This window comes from Streptomyces sp. NPDC091281, from assembly GCF_044757425.1.
Lineage (GTDB): Bacteria > Actinomycetota > Actinomycetes > Streptomycetales > Streptomycetaceae > Streptomyces.
In genome coordinates, this window is sequence record NZ_JBIVUY010000001.1 from 233,806 (window position 1) to 250,859 (window position 17,054).

Sequence of the window (17,054 nt, forward strand, 5' to 3'; positions counted from 1 at the left end):
CCCGCCGGTCCCGCCCCGAGGGGACGAACTCCGCCGATCCGGCACCGGGTTCAGGGGGCGGCAGTGGCAGCGGCAAGGACAGGGGTGGCAGCGGGAGCGGTGGCGGGGGTGGCATCGGTCGTGGCGCCCTCGCGGACACGGGGGCGGGAGGCGCCCGCCGTACGGCCGCGCCCCTCGCCATGGGCAAGACCCCCCGTACGGGCGCGCCGCAGGCCCCCCGCCCCGCGCGCGTGGCCACGAGCGACCGCCCCGCGAACGAACGTCCCGCGCGCGTGCCCGCGAACGAACGTCCCGCGCGCGCAGCTGCGAACGGCCACTCCGCGCGCGTGCGCGATGCCGAGCGCGCCGGAGCCGTCGGGACCACCGGAACCACCGGAGCCGTCGGGTCCACCGGGCCAGCCGCTGCCACCGTGCCCGCCGGGCCCGCGGCGGGCGGCGACGAGGCCGCCGACGGGCCCTGGGGCGACGGGCTCATCGCCCGTCGGGTGACCGAGGCGACCGCCGCCGAGCAGGCCGCGGCCGCCCTGGAGGCACGTTCCGGCGGCGCCCAGGCCGTGACCCCGCTGGCCTACGACGGCAACCTGCGCTCCCGGCTGGACGCGCTGCGCGAACTGGTCGGCCTCTCCCGCGCCCGCCTGGACAGCAGGGCCCTCGCCGAGGCGGGCCGCGTGCTGGACGAGGCGGCGGCGCGGCGCAGGCTCTCCGGGCAGCACACGGTCGTCGCCATCGCGGGCGCCACCGGCAGCGGCAAGTCCCAGCTCTTCAACACGCTCGCCGGGGTGACCATCTCGGAGACGGGCGTACGGCGGCCCACCACCTCCGCGCCCATCGCGTGCAGTTGGAGCGACGGCGCCGCGGGCCTCATCGACCGGCTCGGCATCCCCGGCCGACTGCGCCGCCGCCCGGTCCAGAGCGCCGAGGCGGAGGCGCAGTTGCGCGGTCTCGTCCTGGTCGACCTCCCCGACCACGACTCGGCCGCCGTGGAGCACCGCGAGCAGGTCGACCGCGTCCTCGCCCTGGTGGACGCGGTGATCTGGGTCGTCGACCCGGAGAAGTACGCCGACGCCGTCCTGCACGAACGCTATCTGCGGCCCCTGGCGGGCCACGCCGAGGTCATGTTCGTCGTCCTCAACCAGGTCGACCGGCTGCCCGGCGAGGCCGCCGACATGGTCCTCGACGACCTGCGGCGCCTGCTCGACGAGGACGGCATCGCCCTCGGCGAGTACGGCGAACCGGGCGCGACGGTCCTCGCGCTGTCCGCGCTCACCGGCGACGGCGTCCCCGAACTGCGCGAGCTGCTGGGCGCGTTCGTCGCGGAGCGCGGGGCGGCGGCGCGGCGTGTCGCCGCCGACGTCGACGCCGCCGGGTGGCGGCTGCGGCCCGTGTACGCCACGTCCCGGCGCACCGGGCTCAGCGAGGAGGCGCGGGACGAGTTCTCCGACCGCCTCGCGGACGCGGTCGGCGCGACCGCCGCCGGGGAGGCCGCCGAACGGGCCTGGCTGCGCAACGCCAACCGCGCGTGCGGCACGCCGTGGCTGCGGCTGTGGCGCTGGTACCAGGACCGGCGCGACCCCCCGACGGGCCGCATGGACGCCCGTACGCAGGCCGACGAGGAGGCCACCGCCCGGCAGCGTGTCGAGCAGGCGGTGCGCTCGGTGTCGGAGCGGGCCTCCGCCGGGCTGCCCGCGCCGTGGGCGCAGGCGGTGCGTGAGGCGGCCGTACGGGGCGCGCAGGGCCTGCCCGAGGCGCTGGACGAGCTGGCGGCGCGGACCGGGCTGCCGCCGGGCCGTCCGCCGCGCCCCGGTTGGTGGCCGGTGGCCGTCCTGACGCAGGCGTCCATGACGATCCTTCAGGTGGTGGGCGGACTCTGGCTGGTCGGCCAGATCGCCGGGGTGATGGCGCCGAACCTGGGGGTGCCGGTGCTGCTGATGGTGGCGGGCATCGTCGGCGGCCCGCTCGTGGAGTGGAGCTGCCGGATGGCGGCGCGCGGCCCGGCCCGCAGATACGGCCACGAAGCGGAACGACGGCTGCGGGAGGCCGCGGCCGGGTGCGGACGGGCCCGCGTGCTGGACCCGGTCGCCGCCGAGTTGCTGCGGTACCGGGAGGTGCGGGAGCAGTACGGGCGGGTGATGGGGACGGAGGCCCTGGTGCGGTGACGTCTCCTTCGCGCGGGCCGGCTCCCCGGTGGGGCGTGGCTCCCTCGTACGGGTGACGGAGTTGTCCACAGGCGGTGGGTGATCCACAGCGCTCGGCGGGTCCGGCCCGGCGGCGGCAGTCTGGTGCCACGGAGATCGCGGCGACGCGGTCCTGACAGCCACGGAGGCTGTCACCGGCAGTTCCAGACGCCGCCGTACGGGACGGGCCCGTCGGCGTATCCGCCCGGCACGAGCGACGTGCGGGTTGAGGGAGGGGTGCGGGATGAACGAGACGCAGGTGTGTGTGGTGGGGAACGTGGCGACGCAGCCGGTGTTCCGGGAGCTGGCCGCGGGGGCCTCGGCCCGGTTCCGCCTGGCGGTGACCGCGCGGTACCTGGACCGGGAGAAGGGCGTGTGGACGGACGGACACACCAACTTCTTCACGGTGTGGGCCAACCGGCAGCTCGCGGCGAACGTGGCCGCGTCGCTGACCGTAGGCGATCCGGTCCTGGTGCAGGGCAGGCTGAAGATCCGCACGGAGACACGGGACGGGCAGAGCCGGACCTCCGCCGACATCGACGCCGCCACGATCGGACACGACCTCGCCCGGGGCACGGCGGTGTTCCGCCGCACGGGACGGAGCCCCGACCCGGGCGCCGGACCGGGCGCGGCACATGAGCAGGGCCCGGAGCCCGACTGGTCGACACCGGCGCCGACATCGCCGTCACCGTCGCCGTCACTGTCGGCACCGGCATCGGAGGAGGCACCGGCATCGGAGGAGGCGCCGATCCCGGTGCCGGCCGGTTCCTGAGGGCGCCGTGCCATGACCGCCCCCCGTCTGACACCGGATGCGGGTCCGGATTCCGCCCACCCGCGGTGGTCCCGCCGACACAACCTGTCAGTTGGCGATCATGGCCATAACGATTCCGAGTCGGATCGGGGGTCCGGCGACCGGAGCGCGAAGGCAGGCCCGCTCGCCTCTCTAGGATGCCGAACGTGGCTCAGGGGGCTTCTGATTCCGCTGGTGAGACCGGCGCCCCCGGGGCAACACGTCCCGCTCGAAGGGGAATTGCGTGATTTCTTCGTCCACCGCGTGCTCGGCGGCGTCCGCCCGCCGCGGGCTCGTCGTGCGCCACGCCACGGCGGCCGTACGGCTGTTGGCGTCCGGCCTGGCCGTCGCCGCGGGCGTCCTGGCCGCGCCCGGCACCGCCTCCGCCACAGAGACCGCCGGGGGAGCGCCCGCGGCCCAGCCGCAGGGCGGTGCGACGGCGACGATAGGAACCCTGAAGACGTACGGGGCCGCGGTCATCCACGGCGGGAGCGGGGACCAGGAGATCTCGGCGGGCCTCTTCGAGATGTCGGTCGACGGCGGCGGCACCCTCCAGACGTACGGCGTCGACCTGTTCACCACCACGCAGCGGGACGCGAAGTACCACGAGACGCCGTGGAGCGGCACCTCCCTCGGCGTCAACAAGGACGCGGGCCGGGTCCGCTGGATCCTTCAGAACTCCTACCCCCAGGTCAACGACCTGGCCACGCTGGCCCGGAAGGCCGGAGCCGGCGCCGGGCTCACCGAGCAGGACGCGGCGGTCGGCACCCAGGTCGCCCTGTGGCGCGTGTCGGACGGCGCGGCCGTCGACGCCGTCGACCCGCAGGCCGAGCGTCTCGCGGACTATCTCCAGAAGGCCGCGCGGAACGTGCCGGAGCCCAGGGCCTCGCTGAGTCTGGAGGGCGCCGCCGTGTCCGGCCGACCGGGCGAACCGCTCGGCCCGGTGACGGTACGGACCGACGCGGCAGCGGTGACGGTGTCCCCGCCACTCGACGCCGAGACCACCGGGGTGCGCGTGGTCGGGAAGGACGGCGAGCCCGTCACCACCGCGCGCGACGGCGCCGAGCTGTTCTTCGACGTCCCGGCCGACAGCGCGGCGGGCGCGGCCGAACTGACGGTGCAGGCGTCGACCACGGTGCCCGTGGGCCGCGCCTTCGTGTCGGAGAGCCGCAGCCAGACCCAGGTCCTCGCCGGGTCCAGCGAGTCGACGGTCTCCGCGCGGGCGGACGCGACCTGGGCCGCCACGGGCGCCGTACCGGCCCTCTCGGCGGCACGGAACTGCGCGGCGAACGGCCTGGACCTGACCGCGTCCAACCAGGGCGACGACGACTTCGTCTTCGAGCTGATGGGGCAGCGGTACACGATTCCCGTCGGCACCGCCCGCACGGTCACGGTCCCGCTCCAGGAGGACCAGGCCTACGACTTCACCCTCACCACGCCCCAGGGCACCGACAGCCGCTTCGCGGGCGTCCTCGACTGCCGCACCCAGGGCGCGGAGACCGGCCTCACCACGCAGACCCTCGCCGAGCCCAGCCCGGCCACGGTCGGCGGCGGAGCCCCCACCGACTCCGGCTCCGGCACCAACCTCGCGGAGACCGGCAGCTCCAACGCCACGCCCCTCATCGCGGGCACGGCGATCGGCCTGGTGGTGATCGGCGGCGCGGTGCTGCTGCTGGTGGGCCGCAAGGAGCACACGACCGAGCACTGACACGCCGGGACATCCGGCAGGACACGGGGGGGGAAGCAATGAGGCACGGCTCGCGGCCTGATGCCGGACGGTCGGCGATGGTGCGCGGCGCGCTCGTCGCCGTGCTGCTGGCCGGGGGAGCGGTCGGCTGCGCGGGTGACGGCGAGGCCGACACGACGGACCGGCCGCCCCGCCCGACGACGCCCGCGGCGGCCGTGAACCGGGCCGCCGAGGAGTCGGAGAGCATCACGTCCCTGCGCTACGAGGTCCGCGGCACGGTGTCCGGGAGAGGCCGGCTGGAGGCAGAGGCCACCATGACCGCCCAGCCGTCGACGCTTTCCATGACCCAGACAGGCGAGGCCTATCGGGGGCTGCGCCTGGAGACGCGCTTCGTCGACGGGGCGATGTACGCGAGCGGCAGCCTGCTCCGTTCCGACAAGCTGGTCGGCCGTAAGAAATGGGTCACCGCGGCCCCCGCCGTATGGGGAGGCGGTGCCATCGAGAACCAGTCGTACCTGATGGTGCCCCGGCAGCTGGAGGGGAGCCCCCTCGTCCAGTCGACGCTGCTCACCGGTTCCAGGGACGTGAAGCTGATCGGCACGGACAAGGTCCGCGGCAAGGACGCCCCCCACTACCGGGGAACGGTCACCTACGACGGGCTGATCGCTTCTCTCAAGACCGGCAAGACCGGCAAGGCCGGTGAGTCCGGCGGGGCCGGTGAGGACGCCGGGACCCGCCGCTTCGACCACTTCCTCAACCTGGAGGTCGCCGACCCCCTCACCATGGACCTCTGGCTCGACCCCGACGGCCGCCCCCTCCAGTTTCGCATGCGGGCCGCGTACGACAAGAAGAACGCCGGCCAGGACCTGGGCCCGCTCGACCTCACGGTCACCTTCCTGGAGATCGATCCACGCACCTCCATCAAGGCCCCGCCCCCGGACACCGTGATCCCGTTGAAGGACAGCGCGCGGCGAGACTGACGGCACTCGGCGTCGGACACGGGCGTCGGACCCCGGGAACGTGCACCGGCGTCGGGCATGGGTGCCGGGCGTGGGTGTCGGACACCGGCGTCGGCGGTGCGCCGCCCGTCCGTTCCGGGACCGTGGGCGCGACGCACCGCCGCCGTGTGGAGGGACCGGTCTACCGGCCGGAGTGGTCGATCACATTGCCGTTGGCGCAGTGGTTCTCGTGGTTCCCGGTCCAGTCGGCGCCGACGGGGACCACGGCCAGTTCCTGGAAGCAGACGGCGGCGGCCGAGAAGTTCCAGTTGTTCGCGGCGTCGACGCCCGGACCGAAGTTCGTGTCGTCGTCCGCGTGGGCGGGGGCGGCGAGGGCCACGGCGGTCAGTGCCAGCGCGGCCGTCATGATGATCTTTCGCATGCCCCGCGCAACGACCGCGACCGGCGGAGGGCACGCCCGCCTGCGCCGTACGTGCCTCAGGCGCCGAGTGCCGCCGGGTCCATCCACATGACCTGCCAGCCGTGCCCGTCGAGGTCGAAGAAGCTGCGGGAGTACATGAAGCCGTGGTCCTCGGGGCCGTCCGCCTCCCTGCCGCCCGCCGCGAGCGCGGTGGCGCAGACCGTGTCGACCTCCTCGCGGGAGGCCACGCCGAAGCAGTACAGCGCGAGGGCGTGCGTGGTCGGATCGCCCGCGGGCAGCTTCGAGAACTGCGCGAACTTCTCCCGGCTGAGCAGCATCACGTAGGCCTGCTCGCCGACCGGCATGCAGGCGGCGCCGTCGCCGGTGAAGTTCGGGTCGAAGCCGAACCCGAGCTTCGAGAAGAACGCCTGGCTGGCGTCGAGGTCGGCGACGGGCATGTTCACGAACAGCGTGCGGCCGGGGTGAGAGGGATGCGAGGGAGTGGTCATGGCGTTTCTCCGGTCAGTGGTTCCGACGACGTACGCGCGATGTCGACGACGTACGCCCATGAAGACCGCCCCACCCACCGAAACTCATCGCCGACCGCTCAGCTCATCACCGAGCGCCTGGGGGGGGAGGAGGAGGGAGCCGGAGAGCCGCGGTCGGATTGTCGGACCCGTCCGCCGGAGCCCTGCCCTGCCCGAACCCACCGCCGCCCCCACCCTGCGTACCCTCGGACGGGTGAGAAACGGGCTGCACGACCTGTACGACCACCCGTCCGACGCCGAGCTGCTGCGCTGCGCGCGGGACGGCGACATGGCCGCGCTGGGCACGCTCCTCGAACGGCACCGGGCCGGTATGCGCGCGGTGGCGCTGAGCGTGCTCGGGTACGGGCCCGAGGCGGAGGACGCCGTGCAGGACGCGTCGCTGATCGCGCTGCGCCGCGTCGGCGCCGTACGGGAACCGGACTCCGTGGGCGCGTGGCTGCGCATGATCGTGCGCAACGTCTGCCGCTCCCGGCTCCGCGCCGCCCCGCCCGTGACGCCGCTGCCCGACCTGTCTCGGCTCGGGGCCGGGACCGACCCCGAGCAGGTGATCGAGGCGCACGCCCTCAGCGACTGGATCTGGCGGGCGATCGACGAGCTGTCTCCCGCCTTGCGCATGACCCTGATGCTCCGCCACTTCAGCCCGCGCACCCCGTCCTACGAGCAGGTGGCGGCCCTGTGCGGGGTACCCGTCGGCACGGTGCGCAGCAGGCTCGGGGAGGCCAGGCGGAAGCTGGCCGAGGCGATGGCCGGAACCGCGGACGCGGCACACGCCGACGCCCGCGCCGCCGTCAGGGACACCGCGCGCGACGCCGAGGAGACCCTGACGGCGGCCGAGGAGGGCCGCTTCGCCGAGCTGACGGCCGAACGCTGGACCCCCGACGTCGGCTACTACACGGGACGGCAGCGCGTGGGGGGCCGGGACTTCCTGGTCCGCGGCATGGCCTGCGACCTCGAAGCGGGCGTACGCCAGCGGTTCGTCAGCGCAGTCACCAGCCGGGAGACGACCATCTGGGAGATGGACATGGTCAACCCGTCGCACCGGCCCGACCACTGCCCGCCCGCCGTCGCCTGGCTGATGACCCTGAAGGACGGCCGGATGCACCAGCTGCGCCTGTTCCACGCGGCACGCGAACAGTTCGACGGAACGAACGGGCCGACAACGTTATCCACGTGACGTGGATCACCACACCGTGATCGAACTTCTCCTACCCGGCCGCGTCCTGTGGGTGTTCCGAAGCACCACCCACAGGGAGAACCCATGCACGACACAACCGCCGCCGCGCTGTCCCCCGGCACCCACGACGCCACGGTCGACGGCCTGACCCTGCGCTACCACGTCCACGGATCGGGCCCAGTCTGCCTGGCCGTCCCCGGCGGACCGGGGGTCATCTGGGAGTCCCTGCGGGCACCGGCCCTGGAGGAGTTCCTGACCATGGTGTACGTCGAGCCGCTCGGCACCGGCGGCTCGCAGCGCCTCCCGTCGCACCCCCTCGGCTACACCCGCGCCCGCCACACCCGCAGCCTGCTCGGCCTCCTCGACCACCTCGCGCTGCCCCACGTACTCCTCCTGGGCCACTCGCACGGCGGCTTCGTCGCCCAGTACACGGCACTGCACCACCCCGACCGGGTCAGCGGCCTCGTCCTGTACGAGAGCGCCCCGCTCACGGGCCCCGCCCACATGGCCGAGGCCGCCGAACGCGTCGGCGACTTCGCCCACCGCAACGAGGACCGCCCCGGCCTGCCCACGGCCCTGGCCGCCCTCCAGAGCGTCGGCACCCTCACCGACGACGACGAGATCACCGCGGCCCTCCGCGGCCTGCTGCCGATCTACTTCGCGCACTACTGGGACCGCGAGGACGAGTTCCGCGCCTTCCGCTCCACCCTCACCTGCACCTACATCTCGACGGCCGACGAACACGGCCACCCCGAAACCATCGACGACCGCACCACCCTCCCCTCCCTCACCGTCCCCACCCTCATCATCGTCGGCCGCCACGACGTCATCTGCGGCCCCCGCTGGGCCCACGCCCTCCACACCCTGATCCCCACCTCCCACCTCACCGTCCTGGAAGACAGCGGCCACCTGGGCCACGTCGAGCAGCCGAAGGAGTTCGCGCAGGCGGTGCGCACCTTCACGGAGACACTGCCCCGGTAGCCCCGGTAGCCCCGGCACGCCGTAGCCAGCGGGCCGGACCCGACCTTCCCGCACTGCCGCGGGAGGGCCGGGCCGGGCCCCGACCACGCGGACGCCGAACGCTGAACGCCGGACTCGACGCTTCTGCCCGGCGAGGCATCTTCGCCCAAGGAGGTTCCGAGGCCTTCCAAGTCGAGAGCACGACGCCACGGCCCCGCCCTCTGGACCGGCCTCCGCGCCCGCACATGATCACCCGACGGTGGCTACTCGGAAGCGAGGTCGCCACCCTGAACGCGGACAGCGCCGGTCTGGCCGCGATCCGCGCGGCGGCCGGCTCACCGATGCTCTTCAAGCACGCCCTCGGCGACCGCCTCAGATCAGCCGACCCCCGATGCGTCACGACCACCGCCTACGCCGACCAGAAAAGTCAGCTCGTCCACCGCACCAAAACGTGACTTCATCGATACGAGGCGGCCTCACCCCGGCGCGCAGATGTTCTCCATCACGACGGAGACACGCCCCACGCCAGCCAGATCCCCCTCCACGAGGAGTCGTCCCGTGCCACCTGTACTGCCTGTGGATCCTGCACATGGCGATGCTGGCCTTCAACGAGGCTCTCACCGGCAAGCCGTGGACCACCGAACTCGAAGAGACCGCCAAGAAGTACGGGCTCGCCACAAGGCTGCCCGGGTGGAAAGGGCTTGGTGACTTGCGCGCCCAGTGACGGACACGGACCCTGCGGGCTGTCGTGACCTGCACGAGCCCAACCACTACTCCAGCCTCAGACCGTGATGCCGGTGGCGAGGGACACCGAGGCGACAGGCGGATCAGGGCCACCTGCACCTGGACCGCGTGGACTTCAACTTCTTTTCGGTCTGGCCGAGTTCACTGAGCCGGAGAGCATCCCTCACGTCGCTGAGCTACGCGGTCGTGGCGGGGGTCTGTCATCAGGAGGCCAGAGCCTGCCGCTCTCGTCCAGATTCCGGAAGTCCTTCATCACACCGAGTACCAGCTCACGGGCCTCGGCCCCGAAGACGGCGGCTTCCTCGAAGCGGCCGAACGTGTCCTCGTAGGCGGCGACTTCGGCCGGGTCGTCCAGGACTCGTTCGTCGCGGAGGGTCTCGACGGCGACGGCGGTGCGGTCGAGGAGGGTGAAGCCGTGGCGGGGCAGGGCGGGCACGGGGCGCGTCCAGGGGATGACGCCGATGCGGACGGTGCTGAGGCTTTCGACGGCGAGCAGGCGATCGAGCTGGGCCAGCATCAGGGAGGGTGTACCCGGCCAGGTACGCAGAACGCCCTCGGTGACCACGAACACGGACTCACGGCCCGGCTCGTAGAGCACGCTCTGCCGCTCGACGCGGGTGGCGACAGCGCGGCCGACGGCTTCCGGGGTGGCGCCGGGTGCGCTCTGGAAGACGTGGCGGGCGTACTCGGCGCTCTGGAGCATGGCGGGCAGTACGACGCACTGGAACGAGCGGACGAGGCGGGCGGTGCGTACGGCGTCATCGAGCAGGGTCCCGGCGGGCGCACCGTCGGGGTGGCGGGTGTCGGGGGCGTCGGGGGCCGCGGTTTCCACGGCGATCAGGAGGTCCCGCACCTCACGGACGGTCGGGGCGTCGAGGCCGAGGCCGTCACAGAGGCGCCCCAGGACGTCCGGGCTGGGCACCATGCGCCCGTTCTCCACCTTCGACACGGTGGGCTGACCGACCCCGGCCCGCTCCGCCAGCACCGCACCCGTCAGACCCGCCTCAACCCGAAGCCCACGAAGACGCACACCCAGCGCCCTCATCCGCTCCTGCCGTTCACTCCCCATGCCAGCGTTCTACACCACGAGTGCGCTCAACCCCGGATCGTGGGATTCGGGCAGCACCGGGAGCAGGGACCGGACGGATCATGATTCAAACTTTCTCTACTGGTTCAAGGCGGCTCGCTCCGCTCCCCGCGCGCGGCCCGGCCCCCGCCCGGGCCTGCGCTCCCGTCTCCGCCCCGCTTCAGCCCGGCCGGCGCCCGTGCCGCGCTCAAAGCATGCAGCCGCCTGATGCCAGAGAAGGGGTACATCGTGGCTGGGGCGGTCGGCTCCACGGCTTTAGGCAGCCACTTTGGCGCGAGCCTCGGAGATCATGGCCCCAACGTCGTGCTTTACCGGGCAGGTCCACAGACTGCCCGACGCGTCGGAAGCTTACGGGGCCATGATCACTCGCGCCAAAGTAGCGCCACCCCAAAGCCGCTCCACCGACCTTCGCGCGCTCAAGCAGTGGCACGTAAGTTGAACACAACAACCATCACCCCCTGTCGATCATGACCCGTGAGGTAACGGTACGGCAATAAGACCCCTGTGAGGCGCGCGCGCCTGCAAGGATTTCCAGTCCATGCTTTAGCGAGGCCGAAGGGACGGACCTTAACGTGAGTGACTTCGCCGTTGAAATCCTGGAGGCCGATAACAACAGGCGGGGAGATCTATTTGGCCGCCTCATACAGGATGTTTTCCACACCCTAGGCTATGAAGACTGTGTGCTCAACCTACACAAAAGTGGCCGAGAGTTGGACGTCACAGCAACGCACAGAACCGAAGATCGACTCCTCGTTGCCGAGTGTAAGGCGAAATCCGAAAAGATCGGCGGAGACGAACTCAACAAATTCGCCGGAGCCGTCGAAGTCGAAAAACGGAAGTCTCCTGCACCGATTTCCGCATACTTTATCTCTCTTAGCGGATATAAAGTAACAGCCTTAGAACAGGAGAGGGAGGCCCAGGGTCGTATGACCCTTCTCGATGGCCAACAGGTGGTAGAGGAGCTAATACGAGGCCGGGTAATCGTCACACAGAGCCAAGCTGCTTTGCTCGCAGGTTCGTGCGCGGATCTCCCTGCGGACGCAAGGCTCTCTAAAAGATCCATGATCCTCGCCCATGAAATCGGGTGGATATGGGCCATGTTTTTTTCCGTCGATGGCGAGAATTCTCATTTTACACTCATTCATGCAGACGGGCACCGCCTGAGTCTCGACCTAGTGGAGCAAGTTCTTCACAGTGATGAGGCCCACAAAGGAATTTTCCAACATAGAAAGTATCTACACCCAAGAGGGTTGCATAGGGGAACCGAAGAAGGTCATCAGGAAGCCCGTAATGAGTATCTGGCTTATATCGCGCGGGAGTGTGGAGAAATTACCCTAGAGGGTCTTCCGGCGGATGAAACCCTCGGCTCAAGGCGCATACGGTTGGAGTCTCTCTACGTACCCACTTATGTAGAACGAGCTTACGTTTCCGGAGGGGAGGAGGCTGAACAAGAGAAGCAGGTTAAGCGCATCCCCTTTGCTGAAGCTCTAAGTGCTGATAAGCACCTAGCTCTACTCTCGCCGCCAGGCGGAGGGAAAACGACGCTTTTGAAGCGCCTCGCTGTTGCCTATGGTGGATTCGGCCGGCGCTCGGAAGTCAACGACGCTCTTCCCGATGAGAGCTGGTTTCCTCTGCTTCTCCGTTGTCGACAACTGGGTCCTCACGTACGATCTCCTATCCTGACCTCCCTCGGCAGCCTCATGAATAACGCTGAGCGCCCAGACTTGTCAGAGACATTTGAGCAACTTGCTGCCCAACTCCTTAAGGGAGGTGAGGCAATTCTTCTTGTTGATGGGCTGGACGAAATCAACGACCCGAGCGATAGAGCAACTTTCGCCGCCCAATTGCGCACTTTCATTGGGACATATCCGCAAGTGCGAGTAGTCGTAACCTCCAGAGAAGCTGGCTTTAGAGTCGTATCCGGTGCCATGTCGAGTGTATGCCAGCTCTTCCGCATATCTGACCTTTCATCTAGCGGAATTAGGAAGCTTTGCTCAGCCTGGCATCGAGAGGTAGTGGGTGACTCGGAAACAGCAGGGCACGAACTCGCCGAAGCAGTACTTTCGAATGGACGCGTTCGACAACTAGCTGTCAATCCATTGCTCTTGACTACACTCCTGCTAGTTAGGCGCTGGTTGGGAGAGCTCCCTTCTCGCAGGAGCATCCTTTACGGAAAAGCGATCGAAGTTCTACTCATGACATGGAATACCGAAGCACGCGCACCTCTAGATCAGGAGGAAGTTATACCTCAGTTGGCCTACGCTGCTTTCGTCATGATGTCCAATGAGGAGCAATCTGTCAGCGCCAGAAGATTGAAAGGCATCCTTGAGGATGCCCGCCGCGAGATGCCTGAAGTTCTTGGATATGCGCGCATTTCTCCCGGGGAGCTAATCGAGCGCGTTGAGGACAGAAGTAGTCTATTGGTGCAAAGTGGCCATATCGCCGAGGAAGGGCAAATACGTCCACTCTTTGAATTCAAGCACCTAACGTTTCAGGAGTACTTGGCTGCTCTGGCAACTGTTCACTCATACCTCCCGCAGCGTGGCGAATACCTGTCTACAAGTGAGATTTTGGAGCCGCGAGTCGCTGATGCGTCGTGGCAGCAGGTGGTACCGCTCGCTGCGTCGCTCTCAAGCCCTCGTGAGGCCAAGGCTCTGGTCGAGCTATTGATGCGCAAGACGGAAGAGCTCGGAATCTCGGAGCGAGGTCTTTACAGAAAGGCCGACAGTCATCCCCCCTATGACAACCTGTTGCAGTGTCTGTCTGACGAGGTACTCATCCCGCCCGTATTGGTGCGTGAGGCCATTGACATTCTGCTCCGCCATGGTAATAACATGGCAAATCCTGCTGTAGCGCTTCGGAAGACCAAATTTGCTCGCGAAATAGAAGAGATCGCTTTCAATGGCTACATCATGGGTAACCCGCGGGAGCGAGCTGATTATTCTCATGCTCTCGCGATCAGCCATATCGATCACCATGACCTCCACGGTGAATCGCTTCTAGCAGCCGTGGTTTCCAGTATAGGCAACCCTGATTTGCGAACTCACGTGGTTGCCTGTACCACTGCTATGCATCTGAGTTTTCGAGCGCGGCGCCTAAGGGCGCTCGATACGGGGGAAGAGATCGGTTTCGCCGAGGAAATTGAGGTAGAGGTCTCAGGCGACGAAGTTGCGGTATCGGACGAAGATTTTCTTAACAGCGAAATGGCGAACGAATGGCCAGAACTGCGCCTGTCAGACGTCCCAAGCCGCAATCGAATTGCCGCAGAGATTAGCCCACCACTTATGTCGGCGCTGCTTAACGAGGAAGATGAGGAGCGGATCTTTCCTATTATGTGGGCACTGTGCTGGGCTTCGACTTTTAGTCATTTCAATGTGGACGACGTGTGTGCGGCTTTGATGAAGCTCATTCGGATTCTCTTGAATCATCCATCATCGGAAATGCGCAGATTCTCGGCATGGGCAATCTGGAGCCTCCCTCTGCTGGAAAGCAATGAGGCGTTCGTGGCGTGCTTCGATATATCCTTCAATGAGGAAAGAGATGCTGTTTTCGCTTTACTCGAGGAAGGCGTGGCTAAACCAGGAACCGGTGCCGACACTTTGTTGTCCGATATTCACAGGGCTGCACTCGTAATTACCGAATATCTGGACGGCCCTGTCGCGGAAGAGGAACGACATCAGGCACTCCGTACCATTGCTGATTCGTATGACAAGAGCTGGGCGAGGGACATGCTTGAACGCTTCCACGGCGAGGCTGAATCGTCTGAACCCTAGGGAAGGCTTCTGGGGCGCGGCCGATGCAACCCTTTCTAACCGCAGCGGCAGCGCTGCCAGAGCCGCCTGTAGGCCGTGGGCAAGGGATGCCGTCTGGTCCGCGTTCGGCGGGACTCTACGATCCTGGGGTTGTAGCCAGCCAGGCTCAGCACCTCAAATGCCGCCAACTTCTTAAGCCGAGAGTCCGATACCTACCCTTCGCTCAAGGTCGACATCGAGCTTCCGCGGGGTCTCATGGCGGCACTCAGGCAGTAGATGCCGAGCCAGCCCAGTGCGCCGGACCCCACGTGAGTGTTCAACTGCGTAACAACGCCCACGCACAGCGGCGGACAAACGCCAACGCTTGCGGACCGTTAGCGCAGGTGGGAAGCGCAAGAGTTCAAGGCAGCGCCCCCACCCAAGTTACTTCGGGACGAAGAGATCGTCACACAGGGTCTCACTGCCGCGCTTCCGCCGACGCAACTTGCTCTGGTCGACGACATAGCAGAGTGGCTGAGCCCGGTGGGGGTGCGGCGAGGCACACGCGCGCCTGATCGGTCGACGCACCCGCCGTCGTGGCTGACTGTCGTCGGCTGAGGATCAGACAGCACTCCCAGCGCAGCTACGCGAAGGAACGTCTGAGGGTGAAGGGCGGTCATGCCATTCGCGTGTCAGATCGTGAGGGGAACCACGGGAACTCGTCCTCAGACCGACCAAGACTCCAATCACCACTCCACCGCAGGTCAGCGCCGTAACCGCCGCCAAGAGACCCAAGCTTCCCAAGTCGAGGCCTTACATCACCGCCCGGGCCGCTCGGCTTGCTCTGGTAGGCGGTGGCATCCCAGGGGCCGAGCCATGTGGGACTGCGGCGAGGCGTACCACGCGTCGTCGGTCGAAGGCGGTCACCGTCCACGACTGTCGAAACCCTGACGATCAACCCCGGCTCCCCCGCCCCCCGCCACCCAAGCCACACCCACAGCACCCCCCACCCCCCCACCCCCGAACCCCCAGCTCACAGCCCCCCGCCCCCACGGGTTTCCCCCCAGGGGTGGCCGTCCGGCAAGATGGGGTGTATCTGCCCACTGCCACGTTTCAAGCTGCCGGACGGTTTCTCTTGGCTGAGTACATCTACACCATGCGCAAGACGCGCAAGGCACACGGCGACAAGGTCATCCTTGACGACGTCTCGCTGAACTTCCTGCCCGGCGCGAAGATCGGTGTGGTCGGCCCGAACGGCGCCGGTAAGTCGACCGTGCTGAAGATCATGGCCGGGATCGAGCACCCGTCGAACGGTGATGCGTTCCTCTCGCCCGGTTACAGCGTCGGCATCCTGCTCCAGGAGCCCCCGCTCAACGAGGACAAGAACGTCCTGGAGAACGTGCAGGAGGGCGTCGCCGAGGTCAAGGGCAAGCTCGACCGGTTCAACGAGATCGCCGAGCTGATGGCGACCGACTACTCCGACGCCCTCCTCGACGAGATGGGCAAGCTCCAGGAGGAGCTGGACCACGCCAACGCCTGGGACCTCGACGCCCAGCTGGAGCAGGCCATGGACGCCCTGGGCTGCCCGCCCGGCGACTGGGCCGTCACCAACCTCTCCGGTGGCGAGAAGCGCCGCGTCGCGCTCTGCAAGCTGCTGCTGGAGGCGCCCGACCTGCTCCTCCTCGACGAGCCCACCAACCACCTCGACGCCGAGTCGGTGAACTGGCTGGAGCAGCACCTCGCCCAGTACGCGGGCACCGTCGTCGCCATCACCCACGACCGGTACTTCCTGGACAACGTCGCGGGCTGGATCCTGGAGCTGGACCGCGGCCGGGCCATCGGCTACGAGGGCAACTACTCCACGTACCTGGAGAGCAAGGCCTCCCGGCTCAAGGTCGAGGGCCAGAAGGACGCCAAGCGGCAGAAGCGGCTCAAGGAAGAGCTGGAGTGGGTCCGCTCCAACGCCAAGGGCCGCCAGGCCAAGTCAAAGGCGCGCCTCGCCCGCTACGAGGAGATGGCCGCCGAGGCCGACAAGATGCGGAAGCTGGACTTCGAGGAGATCCAGATCCCGCCGGGCCCCCGCCTGGGCAACGTCGTCGTCGAGGTCAACAACCTCGGCAAGGCCTTCGGTGACAAGGTCCTCATCGACGACCTCAGCTTCACCCTCCCGCGCAACGGCATCGTCGGCGTGATCGGCCCGAACGGCGCGGGCAAGACCACCCTGTTCAAGATGATCCAGGGTCTGGAGGAGCCCGACTCCGGCTCCATCAAGGTCGGCGACACCGTCAAGATCTCCTACGTCGACCAGAGCCGCGAGAACATCGACCCCAAGAAGACGCTGTGGGCCGTCGTCTCCGACGAACTGGACTACATCAACGTCGGCCAGGTCGAGATGCCGAGCCGGGCCTACGTGTCCGCCTTCGGCTTCAAGGGCCCGGACCAGCAGAAGCCGGCCGGCATCCTCTCCGGCGGTGAGCGCAACCGGCTCAACCTCGCGCTCACCCTCAAGCAGGGCGGCAACCTGCTCCTCCTCGACGAACCGACCAACGACCTCGACGTCGAGACCCTCTCCAGCCTGGAGAACGCGCTGCTGGAGTTCCCCGGCTGCGCCGTCGTCGTCTCCCACGACCGCTGGTTCCTCGACCGCGTCGCCACGCACATCCTGGCGTACGAGGGCGAGTCCAAGTGGTTCTGGTTCGAGGGCAACTTCGAGGCGTACGAGAAGAACAAGATCGAGCGGCTCGGACCGGACGCCGCCCGGCCGCACCGCGCCACCTACAAGAAGCTGACCCGGGGCTGA

General features: G+C 68.2%; 13 protein-coding genes. 10 read left to right on the plus strand and 3 right to left on the minus strand.

Annotation, left to right across the window (positions count from 1 at the left end; all coding sequences use genetic code 11):
* The first annotated feature begins 179 nt into the window (after positions 1-179).
* The 4 genes from ACIQPQ_RS01100 to ACIQPQ_RS01115 all read left to right on the plus strand — a co-directional run bounded on the left by ACIQPQ_RS01100 (position 180) and on the right by ACIQPQ_RS01115 (position 5,631).
* Positions 180-2,156 (plus strand): YfjP family GTPase, encoded by a 1,977-nt coding sequence (locus tag ACIQPQ_RS01100; protein ID WP_401299549.1) that lies wholly within the window; start codon positions 180-182, stop codon positions 2,154-2,156.
* Between the two features lie 262 nt (positions 2,157-2,418).
* Entirely contained in the window at positions 2,419-2,946 is a 528-nt protein-coding gene (locus tag ACIQPQ_RS01105) for a single-stranded DNA-binding protein (RefSeq protein ID WP_401298088.1), read from the plus strand.
* 316 nt (positions 2,947-3,262) lie between these two features.
* Positions 3,263-4,672, plus strand: coding sequence for a TQXA domain-containing protein (locus ACIQPQ_RS01110; protein WP_401299552.1), 1,410 nt, complete (start codon positions 3,263-3,265; stop codon positions 4,670-4,672).
* A gap of 38 nt (positions 4,673-4,710) precedes the next feature.
* Complete coding sequence (locus ACIQPQ_RS01115) at positions 4,711-5,631, plus strand: hypothetical protein (RefSeq protein WP_401298091.1); 921 nt, start codon at positions 4,711-4,713, stop codon at positions 5,629-5,631.
* A gap of 160 nt (positions 5,632-5,791) precedes the next feature.
* On the opposite strand, the gene ACIQPQ_RS01120 is transcribed toward ACIQPQ_RS01115, so the two are convergent.
* Together ACIQPQ_RS01120 and ACIQPQ_RS01125 are read right to left on the minus strand one after the other, a co-directional pair.
* The gene (locus ACIQPQ_RS01120; protein ID WP_401298094.1) at positions 5,792-6,031 is read right to left on the minus strand and encodes a hypothetical protein; all 240 of its coding nucleotides are present in this window, start codon (positions 6,029-6,031) and stop codon (positions 5,792-5,794) included.
* A gap of 56 nt (positions 6,032-6,087) precedes the next feature.
* A complete protein-coding gene (locus tag ACIQPQ_RS01125) occupies positions 6,088-6,519 on the minus strand; it encodes a VOC family protein (protein ID WP_383767771.1) in 432 nt (143 codons plus the stop codon).
* Between the two features lie 232 nt (positions 6,520-6,751).
* On the opposite strand from ACIQPQ_RS01125, the gene ACIQPQ_RS01130 reads away from it, so the two are divergent.
* The 4 genes from ACIQPQ_RS01130 (at position 6,752) to ACIQPQ_RS01145 (ending at position 9,416) form a co-directional block, all read left to right on the plus strand.
* The gene (locus tag ACIQPQ_RS01130) at positions 6,752-7,732 is read left to right on the plus strand and encodes an RNA polymerase sigma factor (protein WP_401298098.1); all 981 of its coding nucleotides are present in this window, start codon (positions 6,752-6,754) and stop codon (positions 7,730-7,732) included.
* Between the two features lie 84 nt (positions 7,733-7,816).
* A complete protein-coding gene (locus ACIQPQ_RS01135; RefSeq protein WP_401298100.1) occupies positions 7,817-8,713 on the plus strand; it encodes an alpha/beta fold hydrolase in 897 nt (298 codons plus the stop codon).
* A 224-nt stretch (positions 8,714-8,937) separates the two neighbouring features.
* Positions 8,938-9,147: a hypothetical protein gene (locus ACIQPQ_RS01140; RefSeq protein WP_401298103.1), complete on the plus strand. Its 210-nt coding sequence runs from the start codon at positions 8,938-8,940 to the stop codon at positions 9,145-9,147.
* A 134-nt stretch (positions 9,148-9,281) separates the two neighbouring features.
* Entirely contained in the window at positions 9,282-9,416 is a 135-nt protein-coding gene (locus ACIQPQ_RS01145; RefSeq protein WP_401298105.1) for a hypothetical protein, read from the plus strand.
* A 183-nt stretch (positions 9,417-9,599) separates the two neighbouring features.
* Here the strand turns inward: ACIQPQ_RS01145 and ACIQPQ_RS01150 are convergent, their stop codons facing one another.
* On the minus strand, positions 9,600-10,505 hold the full coding sequence (locus ACIQPQ_RS01150) for a helix-turn-helix domain-containing protein (protein ID WP_401298108.1): 906 nt from the start codon (positions 10,503-10,505) through the stop codon (positions 9,600-9,602).
* Between the two features lie 590 nt (positions 10,506-11,095).
* Between ACIQPQ_RS01150 and ACIQPQ_RS01155 the strand changes: the two genes are divergently transcribed.
* Both ACIQPQ_RS01155 and ettA read left to right on the plus strand, forming a co-directional pair.
* A complete protein-coding gene (locus ACIQPQ_RS01155; RefSeq protein ID WP_401298111.1) occupies positions 11,096-14,296 on the plus strand; it encodes an NACHT domain-containing protein in 3,201 nt (1,066 codons plus the stop codon).
* 1,093 nt (positions 14,297-15,389) lie between these two features.
* A complete protein-coding gene (ettA, locus tag ACIQPQ_RS01160; protein WP_383767758.1) occupies positions 15,390-17,054 on the plus strand; it encodes an energy-dependent translational throttle protein EttA in 1,665 nt (554 codons plus the stop codon).